19 protein-coding genes are annotated in these 18527 nt (G+C 59.8%); 9 read left to right on the plus strand and 10 right to left on the minus strand.

Annotated elements, in window-relative coordinates; all coding sequences use genetic code 11:
• Both ASC97_RS19675 and ASC97_RS19680 read right to left on the minus strand, forming a co-directional pair.
• Nucleotides 1-957, minus strand: a complete 957-nt coding sequence (locus ASC97_RS19675) for an ABC transporter permease (protein ID WP_037065936.1) — start codon at nt 955-957, stop codon at nt 1-3.
• A 140-nt stretch (nt 958-1097) separates the two neighbouring features.
• A complete protein-coding gene (locus ASC97_RS19680) occupies nt 1098-2747 on the minus strand; it encodes an ABC transporter substrate-binding protein (RefSeq protein ID WP_057470048.1) in 1650 nt (549 codons plus the stop codon).
• A gap of 304 nt (nt 2748-3051) precedes the next feature.
• Here ASC97_RS19680 and ASC97_RS19685 point away from each other — a divergent pair, with 304 nt between their 5' ends.
• The 4 genes from ASC97_RS19685 to pdxA all read left to right on the plus strand — a co-directional run bounded on the left by ASC97_RS19685 (nt 3052) and on the right by pdxA (nt 7663).
• The gene (locus tag ASC97_RS19685; protein WP_057470049.1) at nt 3052-3954 is read left to right on the plus strand and encodes a dihydrodipicolinate synthase family protein; all 903 of its coding nucleotides are present in this window, start codon (nt 3052-3054) and stop codon (nt 3952-3954) included.
• A gap of 11 nt (nt 3955-3965) precedes the next feature.
• Complete coding sequence (locus ASC97_RS19690; protein ID WP_057470050.1) at nt 3966-5153, plus strand: sialidase family protein; 1188 nt, start codon at nt 3966-3968, stop codon at nt 5151-5153.
• 356 nt (nt 5154-5509) lie between these two features.
• Nucleotides 5510-6643 carry an iron-containing alcohol dehydrogenase gene (locus ASC97_RS19695; RefSeq protein ID WP_057470051.1) on the plus strand — a complete coding sequence of 378 codons (1134 nt, stop codon included), beginning with the start codon at nt 5510-5512 and terminating at the stop codon, nt 6641-6643.
• Nucleotides 6644-6673: 30 nt separating this feature from the next.
• Nucleotides 6674-7663: a 4-hydroxythreonine-4-phosphate dehydrogenase PdxA gene (pdxA, locus tag ASC97_RS19700; RefSeq protein ID WP_057470052.1), complete on the plus strand. Its 990-nt coding sequence runs from the start codon at nt 6674-6676 to the stop codon at nt 7661-7663.
• 497 nt (nt 7664-8160) lie between these two features.
• Here the strand turns inward: pdxA and ASC97_RS19705 are convergent, their stop codons facing one another.
• Nucleotides 8161-9093, minus strand: coding sequence for an ArdC family protein (locus tag ASC97_RS19705; protein ID WP_057470053.1), 933 nt, complete (start codon nt 9091-9093; stop codon nt 8161-8163).
• Nucleotides 9094-9359: 266 nt separating this feature from the next.
• Complete coding sequence (locus tag ASC97_RS19710; protein ID WP_057470054.1) at nt 9360-10250, minus strand: LysR family transcriptional regulator; 891 nt, start codon at nt 10248-10250, stop codon at nt 9360-9362.
• Nucleotides 10251-10348: 98 nt separating this feature from the next.
• On the opposite strand from ASC97_RS19710, the gene ASC97_RS19715 reads away from it, so the two are divergent.
• Nucleotides 10349-10624 carry a helix-turn-helix domain-containing protein gene (locus ASC97_RS19715; RefSeq protein ID WP_057470055.1) on the plus strand — a complete coding sequence of 92 codons (276 nt, stop codon included), beginning with the start codon at nt 10349-10351 and terminating at the stop codon, nt 10622-10624.
• 145 nt (nt 10625-10769) lie between these two features.
• Here the strand turns inward: ASC97_RS19715 and ASC97_RS34900 are convergent, their stop codons facing one another.
• Both ASC97_RS34900 and ASC97_RS34095 read right to left on the minus strand, forming a co-directional pair.
• The gene (locus ASC97_RS34900) at nt 10770-11012 is read right to left on the minus strand and encodes a hypothetical protein (RefSeq protein ID WP_210171773.1); all 243 of its coding nucleotides are present in this window, start codon (nt 11010-11012) and stop codon (nt 10770-10772) included.
• Between the two features lie 307 nt (nt 11013-11319).
• A complete protein-coding gene (locus ASC97_RS34095; RefSeq protein WP_156390410.1) occupies nt 11320-11514 on the minus strand; it encodes a hypothetical protein in 195 nt (64 codons plus the stop codon).
• 95 nt (nt 11515-11609) lie between these two features.
• On the opposite strand from ASC97_RS34095, the gene ASC97_RS19725 reads away from it, so the two are divergent.
• Nucleotides 11610-12191 (plus strand): dienelactone hydrolase family protein, encoded by a 582-nt coding sequence (locus ASC97_RS19725; protein WP_057470057.1) that lies wholly within the window; start codon nt 11610-11612, stop codon nt 12189-12191.
• 84 nt (nt 12192-12275) lie between these two features.
• On the opposite strand, the gene ASC97_RS19730 is transcribed toward ASC97_RS19725, so the two are convergent.
• Together ASC97_RS19730 and ASC97_RS34100 are read right to left on the minus strand one after the other, a co-directional pair.
• Nucleotides 12276-12635 (minus strand): type IV toxin-antitoxin system AbiEi family antitoxin domain-containing protein, encoded by a 360-nt coding sequence (locus tag ASC97_RS19730; protein WP_443216760.1) that lies wholly within the window; start codon nt 12633-12635, stop codon nt 12276-12278.
• Between the two features lie 136 nt (nt 12636-12771).
• A complete protein-coding gene (locus ASC97_RS34100; protein WP_156390411.1) occupies nt 12772-13131 on the minus strand; it encodes a hypothetical protein in 360 nt (119 codons plus the stop codon).
• A gap of 27 nt (nt 13132-13158) precedes the next feature.
• Between ASC97_RS34100 and ASC97_RS19735 the strand changes: the two genes are divergently transcribed.
• The 3 genes from ASC97_RS19735 (at nt 13159) to ASC97_RS19745 (ending at nt 16009) form a co-directional block, all read left to right on the plus strand.
• A complete protein-coding gene (locus ASC97_RS19735) occupies nt 13159-13677 on the plus strand; it encodes an NUDIX hydrolase (RefSeq protein WP_156390412.1) in 519 nt (172 codons plus the stop codon).
• Nucleotides 13678-13885: 208 nt separating this feature from the next.
• Nucleotides 13886-14689, plus strand: coding sequence for a potassium channel family protein (locus ASC97_RS19740; RefSeq protein ID WP_057470059.1), 804 nt, complete (start codon nt 13886-13888; stop codon nt 14687-14689).
• A gap of 123 nt (nt 14690-14812) precedes the next feature.
• Entirely contained in the window at nt 14813-16009 is a 1197-nt protein-coding gene (locus tag ASC97_RS19745) for an ROK family transcriptional regulator (RefSeq protein WP_057470060.1), read from the plus strand.
• A gap of 5 nt (nt 16010-16014) precedes the next feature.
• Here ASC97_RS19745 and ASC97_RS19750 read toward each other — a convergent pair whose 3' ends face one another.
• Nucleotides 16015-18030: a beta-N-acetylhexosaminidase gene (locus ASC97_RS19750; RefSeq protein WP_057470061.1), complete on the minus strand. Its 2016-nt coding sequence runs from the start codon at nt 18028-18030 to the stop codon at nt 16015-16017.
• A gap of 26 nt (nt 18031-18056) precedes the next feature.
• Complete coding sequence (locus ASC97_RS19755) at nt 18057-18527, minus strand: GNAT family N-acetyltransferase (protein WP_057470062.1); 471 nt, start codon at nt 18525-18527, stop codon at nt 18057-18059.

Genomic DNA, 18527 nt, shown 5'->3' on the forward strand with positions numbered 1-18527 from the left:
TCAGCGGCTCCTTCTTGCATCATTGGCGCGTGGATCAAGCAGGGGATAGAGCACGTCGACCAGAAGGTTCGAGAGCATGACCAGGAAGGATCCGATGAGCGTAATTGCCAGAATGACGGGATAATCCGAATTGATCAGTGCCTGCACCGTCAGACGGCCGAGGCCCGGCAGACCAAACACCAACTCGACGAAGATCGCGCCGTTGACGATGGTGATCATGATGAGGCCGAGCTGGGTGACGACCGGGGTCAGGACCGGGCGCAGGATGTGGCGCAAGGCCACGACGATCTCCGGTACGCCCTTGGCGCGGGCGGTTCGAACAAAGTCTTCCGAGAGCACCTCGATGACGGCGGCGCGCGTCTGTCGCACGATCAGCGCGATCGGCTGGAAGGAGAGGACGAGAAGCGGCAGCACGATGCGCACGTCAAACACTCCGCCCCAGCCATAGGGCACATTGGCGTGCGGGAGCAGAACGATGAGGCCGACCATCAGCAACGGGCCGGCGACATAGGCCGGGATCGCCCAGAGGAACAGCGCCGAACCGAGGATCGCATAGTCGATGCGGCTGTTCTGGTTCATGGCGGCGATCATGCCAAGCGGAATGGCAACGATCGTCGTCAGGATGATCGAACAGAGCGCAAGCTTGAAGGAGACGGGTGCCGCAGCCGAGACCATTGCCCAGACCGAGCGGCCCGAGGTCAGCGAGTTGCCGAACTGGCCGTGCAGCAGGTTCCAGATGTAGAGACCGAACTGTTCGATGAAGGGCTTGTTCAGGCCGGCACTTTCGCGAATGGCCTCGATGCGTTGCGGATTATAGGCGACATCGCCGGGTGCACGCAGAAAGATCAGCTTGATCGGATCGCCGGCACCGTAAAAGGCCAGCGCATAAACAGCCAGCATCACGATCAGAACGGACGGAATCCAGATGGCAAACCGGGTCAGCACGTAGCGTAACAAGGTCACCTCCCACCGGTTGGCAGACACGTTTCCGCGTTGGCGCGGACATGCGATGTCTTCTTGAAATTTGCGCGAAGGCCTTGCGGTCTTCGCGCGGTTGTTAAAATGCCCGAGGGCTATCTTTCAAGCGTTCGCCCGGCTCAGCCGATCGAAATGTCCCAGGGCGCCACGACCTGCCAGTCGAGGTTCTTCTCCATGCCCTTGACGTCCTTGGTGGCCCAGCGGGACATCGCCTGAGAGTACCACGGAATGAAGACCCAATCGTCGCGGAACGCTTTTTGTGCATCCTGCGCGAGCTTGATGCGCTCAGGATCGTCGGCAGCCTTGGTTGCGGCCGCGGTGAGTGCGGCGTCCACCTTCTCGTTCTTGTATCCGCCAAGCTTGTTTTGTGCATTCGACGAGGTCGAAGCGATGGAGCCAGCGAGATAAGAGACCGCGTCGGGAACACGGGTACCAACGTCGTCGCGGAAGATCTGTACCGCGTTCTGGTCGGGCCCTGCGTAGGAATCCTGCTGAGGCTTCATGTCGACGGCGGTAATACCGAGGTTCTGGCGCCACTGCTCGGCGATGAACTGGGCTGCCGCCTGGATGGCCGGCCCGGAAATGCCGACAAACAGGATCTTCGGCAGACGCTCCGGACCGCCATAGCTGGATTCGGCGAGCAGCTTCTTGGCCGCTGCAGGATCGTACGGGTAAGGTTCGAAGCCCGAGTTCTCGGCGCCCGGTACGGAGTTCAGGATCTGGTCGGCCTTCTTGTGCGGACCATCCGGATAGGAGGCCTTGAAGAGACCGTCGCGATCAATCGCCATGATAAGCGCCTGGCGAACCTTCGGATCGTCCATCGGCGCACGCGTGACGTTGAACCAGAAGTGCTGGCTCGTCGGAATGATCGGGCCGGCGGAGAATTCGGGGCCGAGATCCTGGATGATCGTCGAGGTCACCAGTTCGGTGTGCGCGTTGAATTCACCCGACTTGATGAGCGACGTCGCCGTGACGTTGTCTTCGATCGAGGTGATTTCGATGCGCGCCAGCTTCGGCTTGGGGCCAAAGAATTTCTCGTTCGGCTCGAATACGAGCTTGCCGGCATCGATATCGAGGCTGGTCAGCTTGAAGGGGCCAGAATAGACGGCGCCGCTGTCGGGCTTGTACCAATCGGCCACTTCCTGGCCGTCGCTGCCACGCGACTGCGAAGCCTTGGTGATGGGAGCGATGTGATTGGCAAGGCGCATGAAGAAGATCGGATCGACGTCCGCCAGCGTGACGACGACGGTTCCCTCGTCAGGCGTTGCCACGCCTGCAAGTTCGGTTGCCGAGCCGCCGCTGATCTCCTTGTAGCCCTGAACCTTGCCCAGCACCTGGTCGGCGCGCTGGCTTTTAGTGTTGGGCATGGAGGCAACTTCCCAGGATCCCTTGACGTCAGCAGCAGTGATCTTGCTGCCATCGGAGAAGACGGCCTTCGGGTCGATCTTGAAGGTCCAGACCTTGTTGTCAGGCGATTCCCAGCTGGTGAAGACGTATGGCTGGATCTTGCCTTCACTGTCGAAATACATGGGCGAGGCCCACCAGATCGAGTTCCAGCGGAAAGGCACGCCGCCACCACGCAGGGGTGACCAATCCTGGTTGAAGGCCGGGTTGGCGACCTTCAGGACCTGACCTTCATCCGCCATCACGATGCGGGCGTTCAATCCGAAGACCGAGAGACCGACGCCGGCGGCAAGGCCGAGCTTCAGGGCATCGCGGCGCGACATCTGCGCTTTTTGCGCAGTATTCCGTTCATTCCGATCAGTCATCTGTTCCTCCCATGACAATATCCGTGACGCCCCTCACCTGCACTCTATCCCGAAAGAGGCGTCATCTATGTCACAGACACTCGCGCGATAATGTAAATATGTCAACAAAAATTAATCCAATGCACTTTTCTGGATTGCATCAAAATATTTTAGTGATTAATATCAATTAGATAAAAATTCGTCGATTGTCAGATGTCTATTGTCATATTGACAACAACGTTCTTGAGGATGAAGAAAACGCGATCCTGCGGGCCAGACGTCCCGCCTTTGCCGCCCGTCGCGGCGTTCATCCGAGGAGGACGATATGAGCAATCACAAGATTACAGGCGTATTCAGCGCGGCTGCAACGCCACTGAACGCCGATGGCAGCCCGGATCTCGGACTGTTTACGGCGCATTGCCGGACGCTTCTTGATGAAGGTTGCCATGGGGTGGCGCTTCTCGGCACCACGGGTGAAGCGAATTCCTTCTCCTCGAGCGAACGCCGCGCAATTCTCGAAGCGGCACTGAAGGCAGGTATTGCGGCCGATGCGCTGCTTCCTGGCACCGGCGTAGTGGCCATTCCAGAAACGGTCGAATTGACCAGGCACGCGCTCTCCCTTGGCGTGACCAAGGTCGTCATGCTGCCGCCGTTCTACTACAAGGGCGTGTCCGACGACGGCTTGTTTGCCGCCTATTCGCAGGTTCTGGAAAAGGTCGCCGACAGTCGCCTGCAGGTCATTCTCTATCATATTCCACAGGTTTCAGGGGTACCTCTTTCCCTGTCGCTGATCGGCCGGTTGATCGAAGCCTTCCCCGATACCGTCGTCGGCATCAAGGAATCAGCCGGCGATTTCAATAACATGCAGGCGATTATTGCGGCCTATCCCGGTTTTTCCGTTCTTGCGGGCGCCGACCCGCTGCTCCTGCCGCTTTTGAAGGCAGGCGGCGCCGGCTGCATCACCGCCACCTCCAATCTTGTCGCCGGTGCGCTTCGCACCGTCTACGACAACGTCCATGACGCGGCCCGTACGGCCGATGTCGATGCCGCACAGGCGAGGATCAATGCCTATCGCACCCTGTCCAATTCCTACGTGCAGATCCCGACGATCAAGGCGATGGTGGGACTGAAGACCGGCAATCCATCCTGGAAGCGCACCCGCGCACCGCTGATGCCGATCAGCGAGACAGACTATGCGGCACTTTCCGAAGCCTATTCCAAGCTGTAGGGATGATGACAATGACCTTCACGGGCTTGCAGCCGGATGCAGTTCCGGCAATGATGACGGGCGAGGTTGTCCAGAACCGAGATGAAAAGGGACGTGCGGACGCCTATCTGCCGTCTCCATGCATCCAGAACCATGCCGCCAATCTCGCCTTTCTGCCGGATGGAACCCTCACCTGCGTGTGGTTTGGCGGCACCATGGAAGGAATGGGCGACATTTCGATTTACATGTCGCGTCTGGCGCCTGGCACCACCCGGTGGTCGCAGCCAGAAAAGATGTCCGACGATCCCGCAAAATCCGAACAGAACCCGTTGATTTTCAAGGCTCCTGACGGACATGTGTGGTTGCTCTATACGTCCCAGACTTCGGGTAACCAAGACGGGTCTATTGTCAAGTATCGCATTTCGACCGATGGCGGGAAGACATTCGGCGAAGTCGGCATCCTCTGCGATCTTCCCGGTACGTTCGTCCGGCAGCCGATCGTCGTCAATGGCCTGGGTGACTGGCTTCTTCCGGTCTTTCGTTGTGTCGGTTTGCCCGGAGAGCGCTGGACGGGAGACGCGGACACAGCCGGAGTGTTGATCTCCAGCGACCAGGGCAAGAGCTGGGCGATGACCGATGTGCCTGACAGCGTGGGCGCCGTCCATATGAACATTGTGCCGCTCGATGGCGATAATCTCGTCGCCTTCTACCGCAACCGGTTCGCGCAGTCCGTACTGTCCAGCCGGTCGACCGATGGCGGCAGACACTGGAGTGCGCCGGCGCCTGTCGACCTGCCGAACAACAACTCGTCGATCCAGGCGGTAAAGCTGAAAAACAATGCGATAGCAATGGTGTACAATCATTCCAACGCGCTGACGTCAGACGCCAGACGGCAGTCGCTCTACGACGAAATCGAGGGCGACGATAGCGTCGGTTCAACGCCGGTGATGGCGCCCGAGAGGCAAAGGGCCGTATGGGGCGTTCCCCGTGCGCCGCTCAGTCTGGCCTTCTCCAAGGATGGAGGCGCCAGCTTCCCGCACCATGTCGATCTGGACACTGGAGACGGGTACTGCCTCAGCAACAACTCCAAGGACGCGGTCAATCGCGAATTTTCCTACCCTTCGATCGTCGAGGGGCCGGACGGTGTCGTGCATATTGCCTACACCTACTATCGCCGGGCGATCAAGTATGTGCGGCTATCGCGAGATGCGGTGGGCTGACGCCTGACAGTTGTCAGTTTTTGATGGCTGTAGTGGCCGGTGCGCCATCGTTTGACAGGTTTCGTGCCGGCGAGCGGTTTCTTGCGTCAGGATTTGACAATTTTCGCCACAGTTCTGGAACTCGGACGGCAGCAGCCCTGTCAATCGATGGCAACAGCGGTGAGCGTGGATAAATACTAACATTTTCAATGCATTAATGGCATCGTCTTCACGTCAATCGCGCAAGTCCGGCGCGGCACCCAATGAAATCTTCGACAAATTCCATGTGAAAGCTTGCCAAGGTGATTGGCTTTCTATAACAAATTTACATCTTGGCGGCGAGAGTGCCGCGCGATCTCGCAGGGAGGAGTGGTCCAATGGTCAGCTTGGATTCGCCTATCACGATAGTCCGGCCGCATTTGATCGAGTTCGGTGTCGGCACCGCCGATCGTCTTGGCAAATGGGCAAGCGAGAAAGGCTATGCCCGCATCCTCGTCATTTCCGATGCCTTTAACGCCAAGCGCGTTGAAACGCTCGCGCTCAAGGGGGACGTCACGGTCTTTGCCGATGTGACACCCGAGCCGGACACGGCCAATCTCGACAAGGTGCTGGCCGCGGCGAACGCTGCGGATGCGCAGCTCGTGGTCGGGTTCGGCGGCGGCAGCGCCATGGACCTTGCAAAGCTTGCCGCCGTGCTCGCCGGCTCGTCTCAAACGCTCCATGATGTCGTCGGTCCGAACAAGGTCCAGGGACCGCGCCGTGTCGCGCTGGCGCAGGTGCCGACCACATCAGGAACCGGCAGCGAAGCGGGTATCCGCGCACTTGTCACTGATCCGAAGACAATGGCCAAGCTCGCCGTGGAAAGCATTCACATGCTCGCCGACATCGCCGTCATCGATCCGGCCCTGACTTTTACCGTCCCTCCCGGTACGACGGCTGCAACCGGTGTCGACGCGATGGCGCATTGCGTCGAAGCGTTCACCAATCGCAAGGCGCATCCGATGATCGACCTTTATGCGATCGAAGGAACCCGACTGGTCGGCAAGTACCTTGCGCGGGCAGTCAAAGACGGTTCCGACGCCGAGGCGCGCGCCGGCCTGTCGCTTGCGTCCCTTTATGGCGGTTTCTGTCTCGGCCCCGTCAATACCGCAGGCGGCCATGCCTTGGCCTACCCGCTCGGGACACGCTGGCATGTGGCACATGGCGCAGCCAACGCGCTGATCTTTCCCCATGTGCTGGCCTTCAACACACCGTCGGTCCCGGAAAAGACCCGTGCTGTCATGGATGCGCTCGGTCGCAGAGCGTCAGAGGAAATCCGCTCGGTCTTCGATGCAGCCTATTCCTTCTGTGCCGAACTCGGCATCGAAATGAAGCTCTCGGGCCTCGGCGTGCCGCAAAGCGATCTTGACGCCATGGCCGACGATGCCTTTGCCATCCGCCGCCTGCTCGACAATAATCCGCGCGAACTGTCGCGCGCCGATATCCGCTCGATCTATGAGGCTGCCTACTAGGCGCAAGCCACGTGAAAAGGAATGTGACTGATGGACAGGAATGCGAAAGTCGCAGTGACGCTCGGCGATCCGGCAGGCGTCGGACCCGAAGTGATCGTCAAGGCACTGGCGGCGATGCCCGATCAGGAGCGCCGCGATTTCGTGATCGTCGGCAACGTCGAAGCCCTGGAGCGGGCCAACCGCGCGGCTTCCACCGGTTTGATGTTTGCGCCCGCCGATGACGCTCGTGCCGGCAAGATCGCCGTCGATGAGGTCGACCTCGGCGCGCCGCTTCCCGAGATCGGCAAGGTCAGCCCGGTCGCCGGGGATGCCTCCGTGCGCTACATCAGCCGCGCGGTCGATCTCGCCATGTCGGGCGCCGCCGACGTCATCGTGACTGCGCCGATCAACAAGGAAGCAATGAACCTTGCCGGCCATCATTTCGATGGTCATACGGGACTGCTCGCACATCTGACGGGATCGAAGAGCTCCTTCATGCTGCTTGCCTCCGAGCGTTTGAACACCATTCACGTCTCGACACATATCTCGCTCAGGGGCGCGATCGAGCGCGCCAGGACAGAGCGCGTGCTGGCCACCATCGAAGCAGGGCACAACCATTTCATGCGGCTCGGCAAGAAGGCGCGGATTGCGGTCGCAGGCCTCAATCCGCATTGCGGCGAAAACGGACTGTTCGGAACTGAGGACATGGAGTTCCTGGCGCCCGCCGTCGAGCAGGCGCAGGCCAGGGGCATAGACGTCGTCGGCCCCATTTCGGCCGATACAGTGTTTGCCCGCGCCTATAATGGCGCCTTCGATCTGGTGATCGCGCAGTATCATGATCAGGGCCACATCCCGATCAAGCTCGTTGCTTTTGAGACCGCCGTCAACGTGTCGCTTGGACTGCCGATCGATCGTGTATCGGTTGATCACGGCACCGCCTTCGATATCGCCGGAACCGGCCAGGCCAATCACGTCAATATGCTGTCGGCAATCGCCTATGCCCGCCTGATGGCCCGGTCACCGCGCCGCCAGACGGCCTGAGCGCTTCGCAAGGGGACTATCACTTACCATCGGCTCCTGCGCCGGCGATAATCTGTGCCTGCGTGGGAGACGCGTCATGGAGCAGACAAGTGTCATGCTGCGCGGAGACCTTTGGTATCGCCGCATGTCGCGTGTGTGACGCTGGATGCCAAGCGGGCGGTGTCCGTCATGTCCGCACCGAACGTTCTCGCTGCACTCACTGGCCAAACGCTTGCGCCGCGACTGCTTACGCGCCGAAAGACGGAATAATCGCATGTCTGGTGCCACAGCGCTATTCGCCCGAAGCGCTGCGCGCCTTCGCAAATGCGCTTTCTGGGGCTTCCCCGGCATCCTGAGCGAAAAGGCCGCTGCTGCGGCCCACTATATCGTGGAACTCTACTTCATGGGCCATACCACGGACGTGCCGAGATCGTCTTCGATCGCGACCCTTCCGGCGCCGCGGCCCAACGCAACAGCCGGCCGCTGCACGCGAGTGGACTTGCGACGTAGGAGACGGCTCACGCCGCCTCCTCTTCGCCGATGGGGGGCTGCAGATGATGCAGGTAGTCGATGGCGCGCTGTGCATGGGCGGCGGCCGAGAAGATGGCGCGCTTGTCGTTGCCAAGTAGTCTCAGCCAGCCGTCAATGTAGCTTGCATGATCGGGACGCGGTTCGAGCTCGGGAACAATGCCAAGATCGGCGCAGAGAAAACATGAGCCAAGTTCGGCAATCAGCTCTTCACGGGCACGGTCGGTCTCGTCTTTGGCATAGCGGCTGAGATCGCGATCAAGTCTTTTCGGTGCCGCGGTCCAGTGCGTCATTTCGTGACTGAGGACGGCGACATAGGCGGCATCGTCCCTGAAGGCATCGAAGCATGGCAGTTGGATGTAATCACGGGCAGCAGCATAATAGGCAGCCGTTCCTCCATGGCGGATCAGTGCACCGGTATTGGTAAAGAAGCGGCCCGCGTTGCCGATGCGGCTCATCGGATCCTGGATAGCTGCACTGTCATCATAGCGTCGATCGAGACCGGCGATCTGATCGGTGTTGAAGGCAGTGTAGGCTTTGAGGAAGGGAATATCCCGTTCGATCTCAGTGCCGGTCTCCGTCGTCTCGGTGCGAAGGAGCGAACTAGCGAAGACGACGGTCGTGCCGGTCTCTCCCTTGCGCACGGCACCACCAAGCTCAATTGCCTGGCGAAAGGTCATCCAGCGTGAAGAGACAAAGCCGCGGGCGATGGCTTCGGACCAGAGGATGAGGACGTTGATGCCGGAGTAAGGCTGGCCGTTGTGGCGCAGTGGCCGGGTAACGCCACCTGGCGTATATCCCGTGGTCCAGGGTTTGGTCCATGGCCGCACGCCCTGTTCGAGTTCGGCGATGATCTTGTCGGTGATGCGGCTGTAGGTATCGGATCGTTGATTGTTTGACCTATTGTCTGACTGCTTGCCCATGTCTGAACCTCCGTTTGAGGTCGCGGCCATCGCGACCTGCTGCGGCGGTCTAAAAGCCAGGCAGGAAGTGTTGCCGGCACGCGCAGGGCCGCAACGCAGTGGAGGACGGCAAAGCCGTTGCGGGCAGCACGGGCCTGGCAGGACCAAAGCCGGAGCAGGACGCGATGGCCACAGACGCGACTGCGAGGTTTTGATGGAAGCGGGTCCGGCAAGTCAGCGAGGCGGCAACATTAGCGATCGCTGCAGACGATCAACACCTGGCGCCCTCACCTGCCCGGCCGTGCCAGCGACCGGGCGATGTCGATGATGTCGTCGCGTGATGCGGTCGGATCGTCCTTATTCCAGGCAACCCCGAGCCCGATCCGGAAGTCGATCCCCCTCACCTTCTTCAGCTCGAAGGCGCGGTTGGGAAGATCAAGCGTCCATTCCGGCGCAAAGCCAATGCCCAGCCCGGCCGAGACCAGTGACACCAGCGAATAGGTGTCGTCGCAGCTGTAGGCGATGTTTGCTGTCAGATCGTATTCCTCGAACTTCTCATTGAAGTAGCGTTCTGTGAACGACAGGTTCTGCCTGTTGAAGGCGATGATCTTCTGGTCGCGCAGATCGTCGATGGTGATCTCCTCGCGGCTCGCCAGCGGATTGGAATGGGCCACCGCCAGATGGTAGCGCTCGTGGGCAATCGAGCAGAACCTAAGGCAACCGATGTTTTCCACCGGACGGATGAAGCCAAGATTGATCTGGCCGCTCTCGAGGCTGCGGATGATGTCACCGGTGTTGCCGGATGAGATATGGATGCGGACATCGGGAAACTTGCGGGCGATTTTTGCCAGGAACGTCGGCAGCATGCCCATGGTGGCGGGATAGACGGTGCCGATGCGGATCTGGCGGATGCGACTGCCGCCGGCAGCCCGGGTCAGCTCGGTGGTCAGATCGACGTCGCTCAGGATCCTGACGCAGCGCTCGTAGAAGGTCTCCCCTGCCCTTGTCAGTTCCACCTTTCGGGTCGAGCGGATGAACAACGCGCAACCGAGCTCCTTCTCCAGCGAGATCACATGGTTGCTCAGCGCCGGCTGGGCGATCCGCATCTTCGTTGCCGCTCTGCCGAAGTGCAGCTCCTCGGCCACCGCTTTGAAATAGGAGAGTTGGCGCAGTTCCATAGGTGCCTCCGAGGTGGCTTTGATTTAAAACAAATCTACTCCTAATTAGGGACTGTCAGTCCGTCGATTGTCAAGCCGTTTATATGTCTTGTTGTGCCATGGATACACGACAAACCATCGGCTGGAATTTGCGCCGCCTGCGGGTTGGAAAAGGTTTGTCACAGGAGAAATTGGCTCTCGAGTCCAATATTGATCGATCATATGTGGGACGGGTCGAGCGCGGCAAAGAAAACGTAACCGTCGCGACACTCGACGCGATTGCAAGAGTGCTGGCGGTTAACGTTGCCGCACTCTTCGAAGAGATCAAACCAACGGAAAAGAAGCCTGCCCCGCTGCGTTCGGGTCGAAAAGCGCGAACAAAAGAGGTGCGGTGAGGGAACAGCTGACCTTGACGGTGTAAGCCCACGAAGGACATTCACTGAGGCAGAGCAGTAATGCTCGTGCTTCCTCTCACCGCGAGATGGAGCCAACTGGTTCGACATCCACCCCTGCTTTGGACAATCCCTGCTCACACTGCCTTCAGGTATTCCTGAATTTCGGCCCGCTTATGCCAGTCTCATCAAGCACTAGGTTGGGATCGCCAGAGCCAAGCTCGCCGGCAGAGGCGGCCCTGATTGCGCTTGCCAAGACACTGGTTTCCCTCACCTGCTCCGACCACAGAAGGGCTTCCGAATACCGGGCATCACGGAAGGCTTCCAGTGCGAGAACCACCATCGCGCATCGGGGCACAACGTCGGCATCTGTACTGGCATCTCTTGCCATCGAAACCCCAGCCGCAGCCGCCAGCGTACAGGACGCCGCCGAGTGCCGCAGCTCCATCGGGATTGTTGGGATTGAGTGCCATAGCCATGTCGCCAGCCTCGATAGCGGCTGGGTCCTGTCTTTTGCATCCAGGGCAGCCATTAGCGCAAGTTGCGACCGGTCGGAGGCCGTCAGGGCTACAACGGCCACCGGGAATACGCCAAAATACTACAAGGCTAAAGGACCATCGAGGCAGCGCGGACCCTAATAACCCGCCATTGAGCCAAGCCATTTTGGCTCCTTGACTGGCGGGCCTGAAGTTACGGCGTTACGATGTTGAACCAGAACTCGAAGTTATCAAGCATCGAGACCAACTGAACCAGCTTGGCATCACCTTAACACTACCGTCGGCCTTCGCCTTGTCGAGCGTCGCCACACACAGTGCGATGGCGTTCAAGCTGTCGTGCGTGAGCGTGATCGTCGCACCGGCTTTGTCAGCCTGCACGCCCTTTGTGTTGTTCAATACCCTTCCTATAAGGTGTCCGCATTGTTCCCGGCGAGGCGATGACGCCGTAGAGTGATCGAACATGCACCACACCACCTCACCCGGAGGCCTGTATGACTGAGGTCTTGCTGTTCCACCATGCACAGGGGCTGACCCAGGGTGTGCGCGCGTTCGCCGACGACTTGCGGGCCAGCGGTCACATCGTGCACACGCCGGACCTGTTCGACGGACGCACGTTCCAGAGTATCGACGAGGGTCTCGCCTACATTGGTGAGATTGGATTCGATGAAATGCGGGAGCGCGGCATCCGTGTCGCCGAGGAGCTGCCTCTCGAGCTCGTCTACGCTGGGTTCTCGTTCGGCGTGCTGCCGGCACAGAAGCTTGCACAGACACGGCCCGGAGCCCGCGGAGCCCTGCTCTTCTACTCTTGCCTGCCAATCAGTGGCGAGTGGGCCTTCGGACCCTGGCCGCACAGCGTCGCGGTCCAGATCCACGGTATGGACGATGACCCGATCTTCGTCGGCGAGGGCGACATCGACGCCGCCCGCGGGATCGTGGAGAAGGTCGAGGATGCGGAGCTTTTCCTGTACCCCGGCGATCAGCACTACTTCGCCGACAGCTCGCTCCCGTCGTACGACGCAGATGCGACCGCGCTACTCACCATCCGAGTGCTTGAGTTCCTAGATCGCGTCTGATCCATGCCGGCGTCTTGTTCCCGAAAGGTGGTCCCGACAAAAGGCAGCACTTCGACGAGAAGCGCGACCTGACTTTGATAGCGTTCAGACAGGGACATTCAGATCATCCCGCACGGTTATGAGATATGTTGGATCGAGGCGTCCGCCTTTGACTAGCATGCGTTTGCCAGAGCCGAGATCGAACTCGGCCTTGTCGACAGACTTCAGCCAGCTATGGTGATGGCGGTCTACAAACCAGAAAAACAGCCGCTTGACCTTCACGCTGCTGCAGTGAGCCAGCAGCGTCTTCAAGCGCCTTGGGCTCAACGTCCGCAAGCCTTCGGCGATCATGTCCACGTTATGAAAGCTTTCCTGCGCGGGCAGTTCGTCGAGCATTTCCAGGAACGCGCGCTCGGGAGTGGCGACGCGCATGGGCAGGGCATTCCCTTCGCTCAGCGCGCGCACGGTACTGTCCGCTCGTTGCCTGCCCCGGAGAACAGCGGCTCCCGCCGGTGGACTAACTTCCCCTTCTACGATTACTCGAAAGGGCATGGCTAATGTCGTGCGGCAGCGTGGGCTTTGAGCAACAGCATCATTTGATTCAATAGTTTGTTAATAACCCTGCCAACGAAGTGACTTGCGATGGGAAAAGGAAGATGAAACTGCTACGGTCGTGTACCATTGGTCCACACGTCGAAGGTAACACGACGTAAAACACCCGAGCAGCATTCAATGCTCCTCGGGTGTTTTTTTCGGCCGCCCCACAACCATCACCCCTGTTCTCTGGTGTCGGGAAGAAGGCTGTCGATAAATAGCGATCGCGGTAACCGAGCGCTTTGCCTTGCAGCCGAATCGCGATCATCATCGTATTTAACGGCAACACAGTTATTGACCATTCCATCCCGTGAGCTCGATTAGAAGCTTCGGCACAATTTGCTTCCCCATCGCGCAGCAACCCCATCAAATATATCTCGTTTACTAACGTGGCATGAGCATCAAGAAGACTAAAGCAACGCAAGGGCCGCCAATTGCGAAGCCGAAAGGTTTGCTACAGCAGCTCGCCGCTAACCCGGACAAGCTGTTTACGGGATCGTTCCGCCAGCAGTATGCAGCGCTCTGTTTCCGCTATGATGGGAAGCATCAGGACCTGGAGATCCTCGTTTTGACATCCCGAGATAGTGGGCGCTGGATCATCCCAAAAGGGTGGCCGATCAAGAAGAAAAAGCCACACGAAGCTGCAGAGACAGAGGCTTGGGAGGAAGCTGGCGTCAGAGGAAAGTGCAGAAAGGACCCGGTAGGAAGATACACGTACCTGAAGCTGCTAGACAACGGAGACGTCGCTCCGACCATTGTGGATGTGTTTCAGGTGCAAGTGACGGAGCAAACGGACAAATACAAGGAGAAAGGCCAGCGCATCCTTGCATGGGTCTCCCCGGAAGAAGCGGCCAGGCGTGTTCGCGATATCGAGCTGAAGTCGCTCCTCGTGGATTTCAAACCGCGAACATGAGATCGCGGGAGTTGGGTCGCATCTGGGGGAGCTAGCTCTCAGGAAATATTGCGTTCCAGGGCCCGAGACGTATTGTCGAGCTTGGCTTGAGGGCCACTCGCTCCGACAGAACAATCGTGATTGGAGTTTCTCCAACCTTTGCGATGATCTGAGTAGATGATGCCATTGGCTCGGTAATAACCAACCTCCGCAGGAAAGCCACCATCGAATGAGCAACACGCACATCCAGCAGCATACCTTTGCCTATCGACTGAGAAACCTCAGGGCGAGGCTACGCTGGCTGCAGCGCGGAAAGGATGTTCGCTCTCTTCGCCTGCAGGCCGTGCTTGGGATTTTCGATCTGGCGATCCTCGCCTTCTTCCTGTTCGGTCCATACCTGAGGGAGGGACGGTCCTATCTGGTTCTCGACTACACGATCGCCATCTGGATCGGGATCGAGCTTGTCGCGCAGGCCATCAGCGCCGGAGATGCCAAGACATTCGCAAAGCGGTTAATGACATGGGTCGACCTGTTCATACTGGCGACGTTGCTTTTCCCTGACCTACTCAACAATTTTGCCTTCCTGCGCGCGATGCGGCTCTGGGCGATCGGCAACAGCAGCCTCTTGAAAGAGGGATTGCGAAGACTCGGCTACAATCAGTGGCTCGAGGTCGTTCGCGCTTGCCTCAACCTCGTTGTCTTCCTGTTCATCATCACCGGTTTCGTCTACACCAGCTTCTTTTACGGTCAGGAAGGCACAGAAGGATTCATCGATGCGCTCTACTTTACCGTAGCCACGGTCACGACCACCGGGTTTGGCGATATCACGCTGCCTGGAACGAGGGGAAAGCTGACCTCGATCGTCACGATGATCATCGGCATCTCGCTCTTCGTGCGCCTGGCCCAGGCAGTCGTGCGGCCCTACAAGGTACGCTTTCCCTGCCCCCAGTGCGGACTACAGCGCCACGACGCGGACGCCGTGCACTGCAAGGCATGCGGGCACCTGCTCAACATTCCGGATGAAGGACAGTGACTTCGCGCCGGTCGCCACAAAGCAACCCACTGGATATCCGTGAGCCAACACCGTATGCGGTAATCAACAGGCAAATGCCTCCACATTTCCGCGCGAATTCGCCCGGCGCTGCAAGTTGAAGACATGAAGGCAATTTCAGGTACAAATCTCGAGCAGGCAAAATCGCACAATCGGCGTGTCGTGATCGAGGCGATCAGGACAAACGGACCGTTGTCACGCGCAGCATTGGCGCGCCTGACGGCCTTGAGCACGCAGACAGTGTCGAACATCGTCGAAGAATTGGAGGGATCGAAGCTCCTTAAGGCGGGAACCCCGCAGAAGGCAGCGCGCGGTCAACCGATCACACCCTACTCCATCAACCCAAACGGCGCCTATTCGGTTGGTCTGGAGCTGGAGCGCCATCATGCAGTGGGTGTCATCACGGACCTCTCGGGAAGCGTCCGGGCGAGGATCGAGCGCGCCGTTGACCGGCCGACGCCAACAGAGGCGATCCCCATCCTTGCGGGTATTGCTGCGGATCTGCAGACAACTTTTCGTTTCGATCGAAGCCGGCTCCTTGGTGTCGGCATTGCCATGCCCGGTCGCTATGCCTCCGAAGGGGTTACGTCCCTGAGCCCCGTTACACTTCCCGGATGGCAGAATTTTCCAGTTGCCTCGGAGCTTCAACGCCTCGTTGGGGTCCCGGTTCTCATCGAAAACGATGCGACGGCTGCGGCCATCGGCGAGCGGCTTTATGGCGTAGCACGCGGTCTCAATAGCTTTGTCTACCTTTTCCTCGGCGGCGGCATCGGCGCCGGCATGTTTCTCGATGGTCATCTCTACAAGGGCAGTCGGAACAATGCCGGAGAAATCGGCCACATGATTGCGGTTCCGAACGGCAAGCTCTGCCCGTGCGGCAAGCGCGGGTGCCTGGATCGGTACGTCTCGCTCGGTATGGCCTACAAGCATCTTGGTATCGGCGATCCGGACAGCTGCTCGCTCGAAGAGCTCGACGCGGTGATCGATCACGCCGGGACGTCGCTGGACGTGTGGCTTGACGCGGCAGTCGAGCCGATGCGTCAGACGATCGACTTTCTGGAGCTTGCCTTCGACCCGCAGACGGTCGTCCTCGGCGGATCAATGCCCCCTTCCCTGCTACAGCGGCTGGCCCTTCGGCTCGAGCCGCTGCATGTGCCGGTCAACCCCACCACCGAGCGCGTCATACCTCGCATCATGGTAGGCGCGACCGGCAGGGACACGGCAATCCTGGGCGCCGCGGCACTGCCGATCTTTTCGGAAACGAACCCTCAGTTCGACGTCCTGCAGATACCTCTAAGCTGATATCGTCACGGATAGGCGTAGAGGATCGGCATCAGTCCCGCGACCGCCTTGAAGCGCTCCCACGATTTGTCGGAGGGTTTTGTCCAGGCGCTTTCCGCAAGGGCAGAGATGCGCGGGAAGACCAGGCGATCGAAAACGGCACGGTCCGTCATCGGCTCGGACCAGATGCAGGCCTGGATGCCGCGCAGCTTTTTCTTCTGCTCGTCCGTCCACCCTTCCACCGGGTCGAAATTGTAGAGCGTCTCGGGCTCCGACCACCCAGCCCAGCTCGCGCCGGGCTCGTCCCAGTCGGGGCTGTTGGCCATGTCGAGATAGTAGACCTGTCCAGGGCAGACGACCATCTCGTAGCCCTCGCCGGCAAGCGCTGCCGAGACTTCGACACTGCGCCAGCCGCACAGGTAGCTCTTGCTCTTGTCGATGACATTGCCGTGGGCCGCCTCCTCCCATCCGCCGGTGATACAGCCCTCCTCGGCCAGGAACTTTTGAACCCGCTCCAGGAACACGGCTTGCAGGACGGCGGCCCCCGATCCTACGATGTCGTCGGCGCCGTGGGTATTGGTGATGACGTTCAGTCGCTTGGCATGCGCTTCAGCCGTTGCGTCGCCAGCAATTTCGCGCAACCGGCCGAGCGCTTCCGGCGAGCCCGACCACGCTCCGAGCGGGACCTCGTCGGCACCGATATGGATCGTCTTGAACGGGAAGAGCTCGATCAATTCGCGAAAGATCGTCTCGAGTACCTCGTAGGTCTTTTCGCGGGCTGGATTGATGCAATTATCCGGGAAGCCCTGGACGGAGAAATAGCTGCCGACCTCTGCCGGATCGCGGAGTTCGGGAATGGCCTGCTGCATCGCGAAGCAGTGCCCGGGCACGTCGATTTCCGGCACGACCTCGATGCCAAGCTCCTTGGCGTGGGCGACGATCTCGCGAACGGTCGCCTTGGTGTAGTAGCCACCGGTACGCTCTGGCCCCGATCCCAGGAGCGGCGGAACCGCCAGGCCATGTCCGCGCCACGCGCCGATCTCCGTCAGGGCGGGATAGGCTTCAATCTCCACGCGCCAGGCTTCGTCGTCCGACAGGTGCCAGTGGAAGCGATTGACCTTGTTCCAGGCAAGGATGCTCAGGAGCTTCTTGATCTCCGCCTTGCCGTAGAACTGACGCGCGACATCGAGATGCAGTCCACGCCAACCCATCGAGGGCTCGTCTGAAATGGTGCCATCAGTCGGGAACTTGAATGCATGGGGGTACAGGTGGGCGCCCCGCCAGATCTGTCCGAGGGTGATCAGACCGTAGAGCAGGCCTGTCTGCGTCGTTGCCGAAATCCGCACCAGGTCGCCTGAAAACGCCATGGTGTAAGCCTCGGGTGCAAATCCCTCGACAATGTCGAGCATGACCGGCATGCCGCCTTCGGCTGCAGGGCGAACGATGCCTTCGACAGCAAACAGGTGGTCGACCAGAGCGGTGAACGCCTGCGCAGCGGCAACTGCGCTCGGCTCGCCAGCATTGAGCGCAAGGCCCGGCGGCAGGGAACGCCTGCCCGACACCGACACCTGGTTTGGCCACGGCACGATCGAAACCGGCACCGGCGGATTGACGGGTACTGGATAGATTTCAGCACCACGTTTCAAAGGTGCATTGTTGGCAAGCGAGCGCGTTGGCTCCACCGCGAGCGACAAGGTGGTGCCGTCGGCAAATGCGACATAAGCGCTGGTTGCTCCATCCGTCCAATGGTGGAACGGCCAGCTCAGTGCCGAGATCGAGAGCGTCCAGGTCTTGCCCGCCTCGAGCACGAAGTCTTCAGGTGTCAGAAATTCGGTGAAATTCGACAGTCTGCGACCAATTGTTCCGCCTTCGATCTGAACGGCTGGGTCGACGCGGCCCGGGCCGCTGATGCAGAGCGTGAAGTCGGAGATCGGCTTTGAGGAGAGGTTCTTCAGGGTGAGCGTATAGGCCTGGGCTCTCTCATCGGAAGCGGGAAGCCATGAACTTTCGAGCCGCAGGGCGGGTGGACGTGGTGTCGACATGATTATCTCTTGATTGCGTTATGGGATCAGACTTTGAGCATCCCGGCGTAAACACCGGGTGCGGAATTGGGGATCGGCATGGCACCGACCGCTTTCTCGTAGAAGGCCGCCGGGCCGACATCTCCGATGATGGCGTAGCCGTAGCCCATGGTTCGGAGATCGAAGAGGCAGGCGACGAGCAGCGCGTGGCCGATTCCGAGCCCGCGCGCTTCAGCCTCAACGCCTGTCGGGCCGAAAAAGCCGCGCGCAACCGATTCATGGCAAGCAAAACCGACCAGCTTCTGGTTGCGGGTCGCGATGAAGCATGTCGGCGGCTGACGCGTAAGCGCCACGGCGGTTTCGCTTGCCCAACCGTCGCCGAATTCGTCAGCGACCCATTTGGTGACGAGCTTCGCCTCCGGCGCGAGTGCGCGCCGGATCGTTACACCTGCATCCTTCATCCTCTCTTCAAGGACGGCGTTCGGCTCCAGGACCGAGAGATTGACAAGATAGTCCAA

Source organism: Rhizobium sp. Root1203, assembly GCF_001424945.1.
GTDB lineage: Bacteria > Pseudomonadota > Alphaproteobacteria > Rhizobiales > Rhizobiaceae > Rhizobium.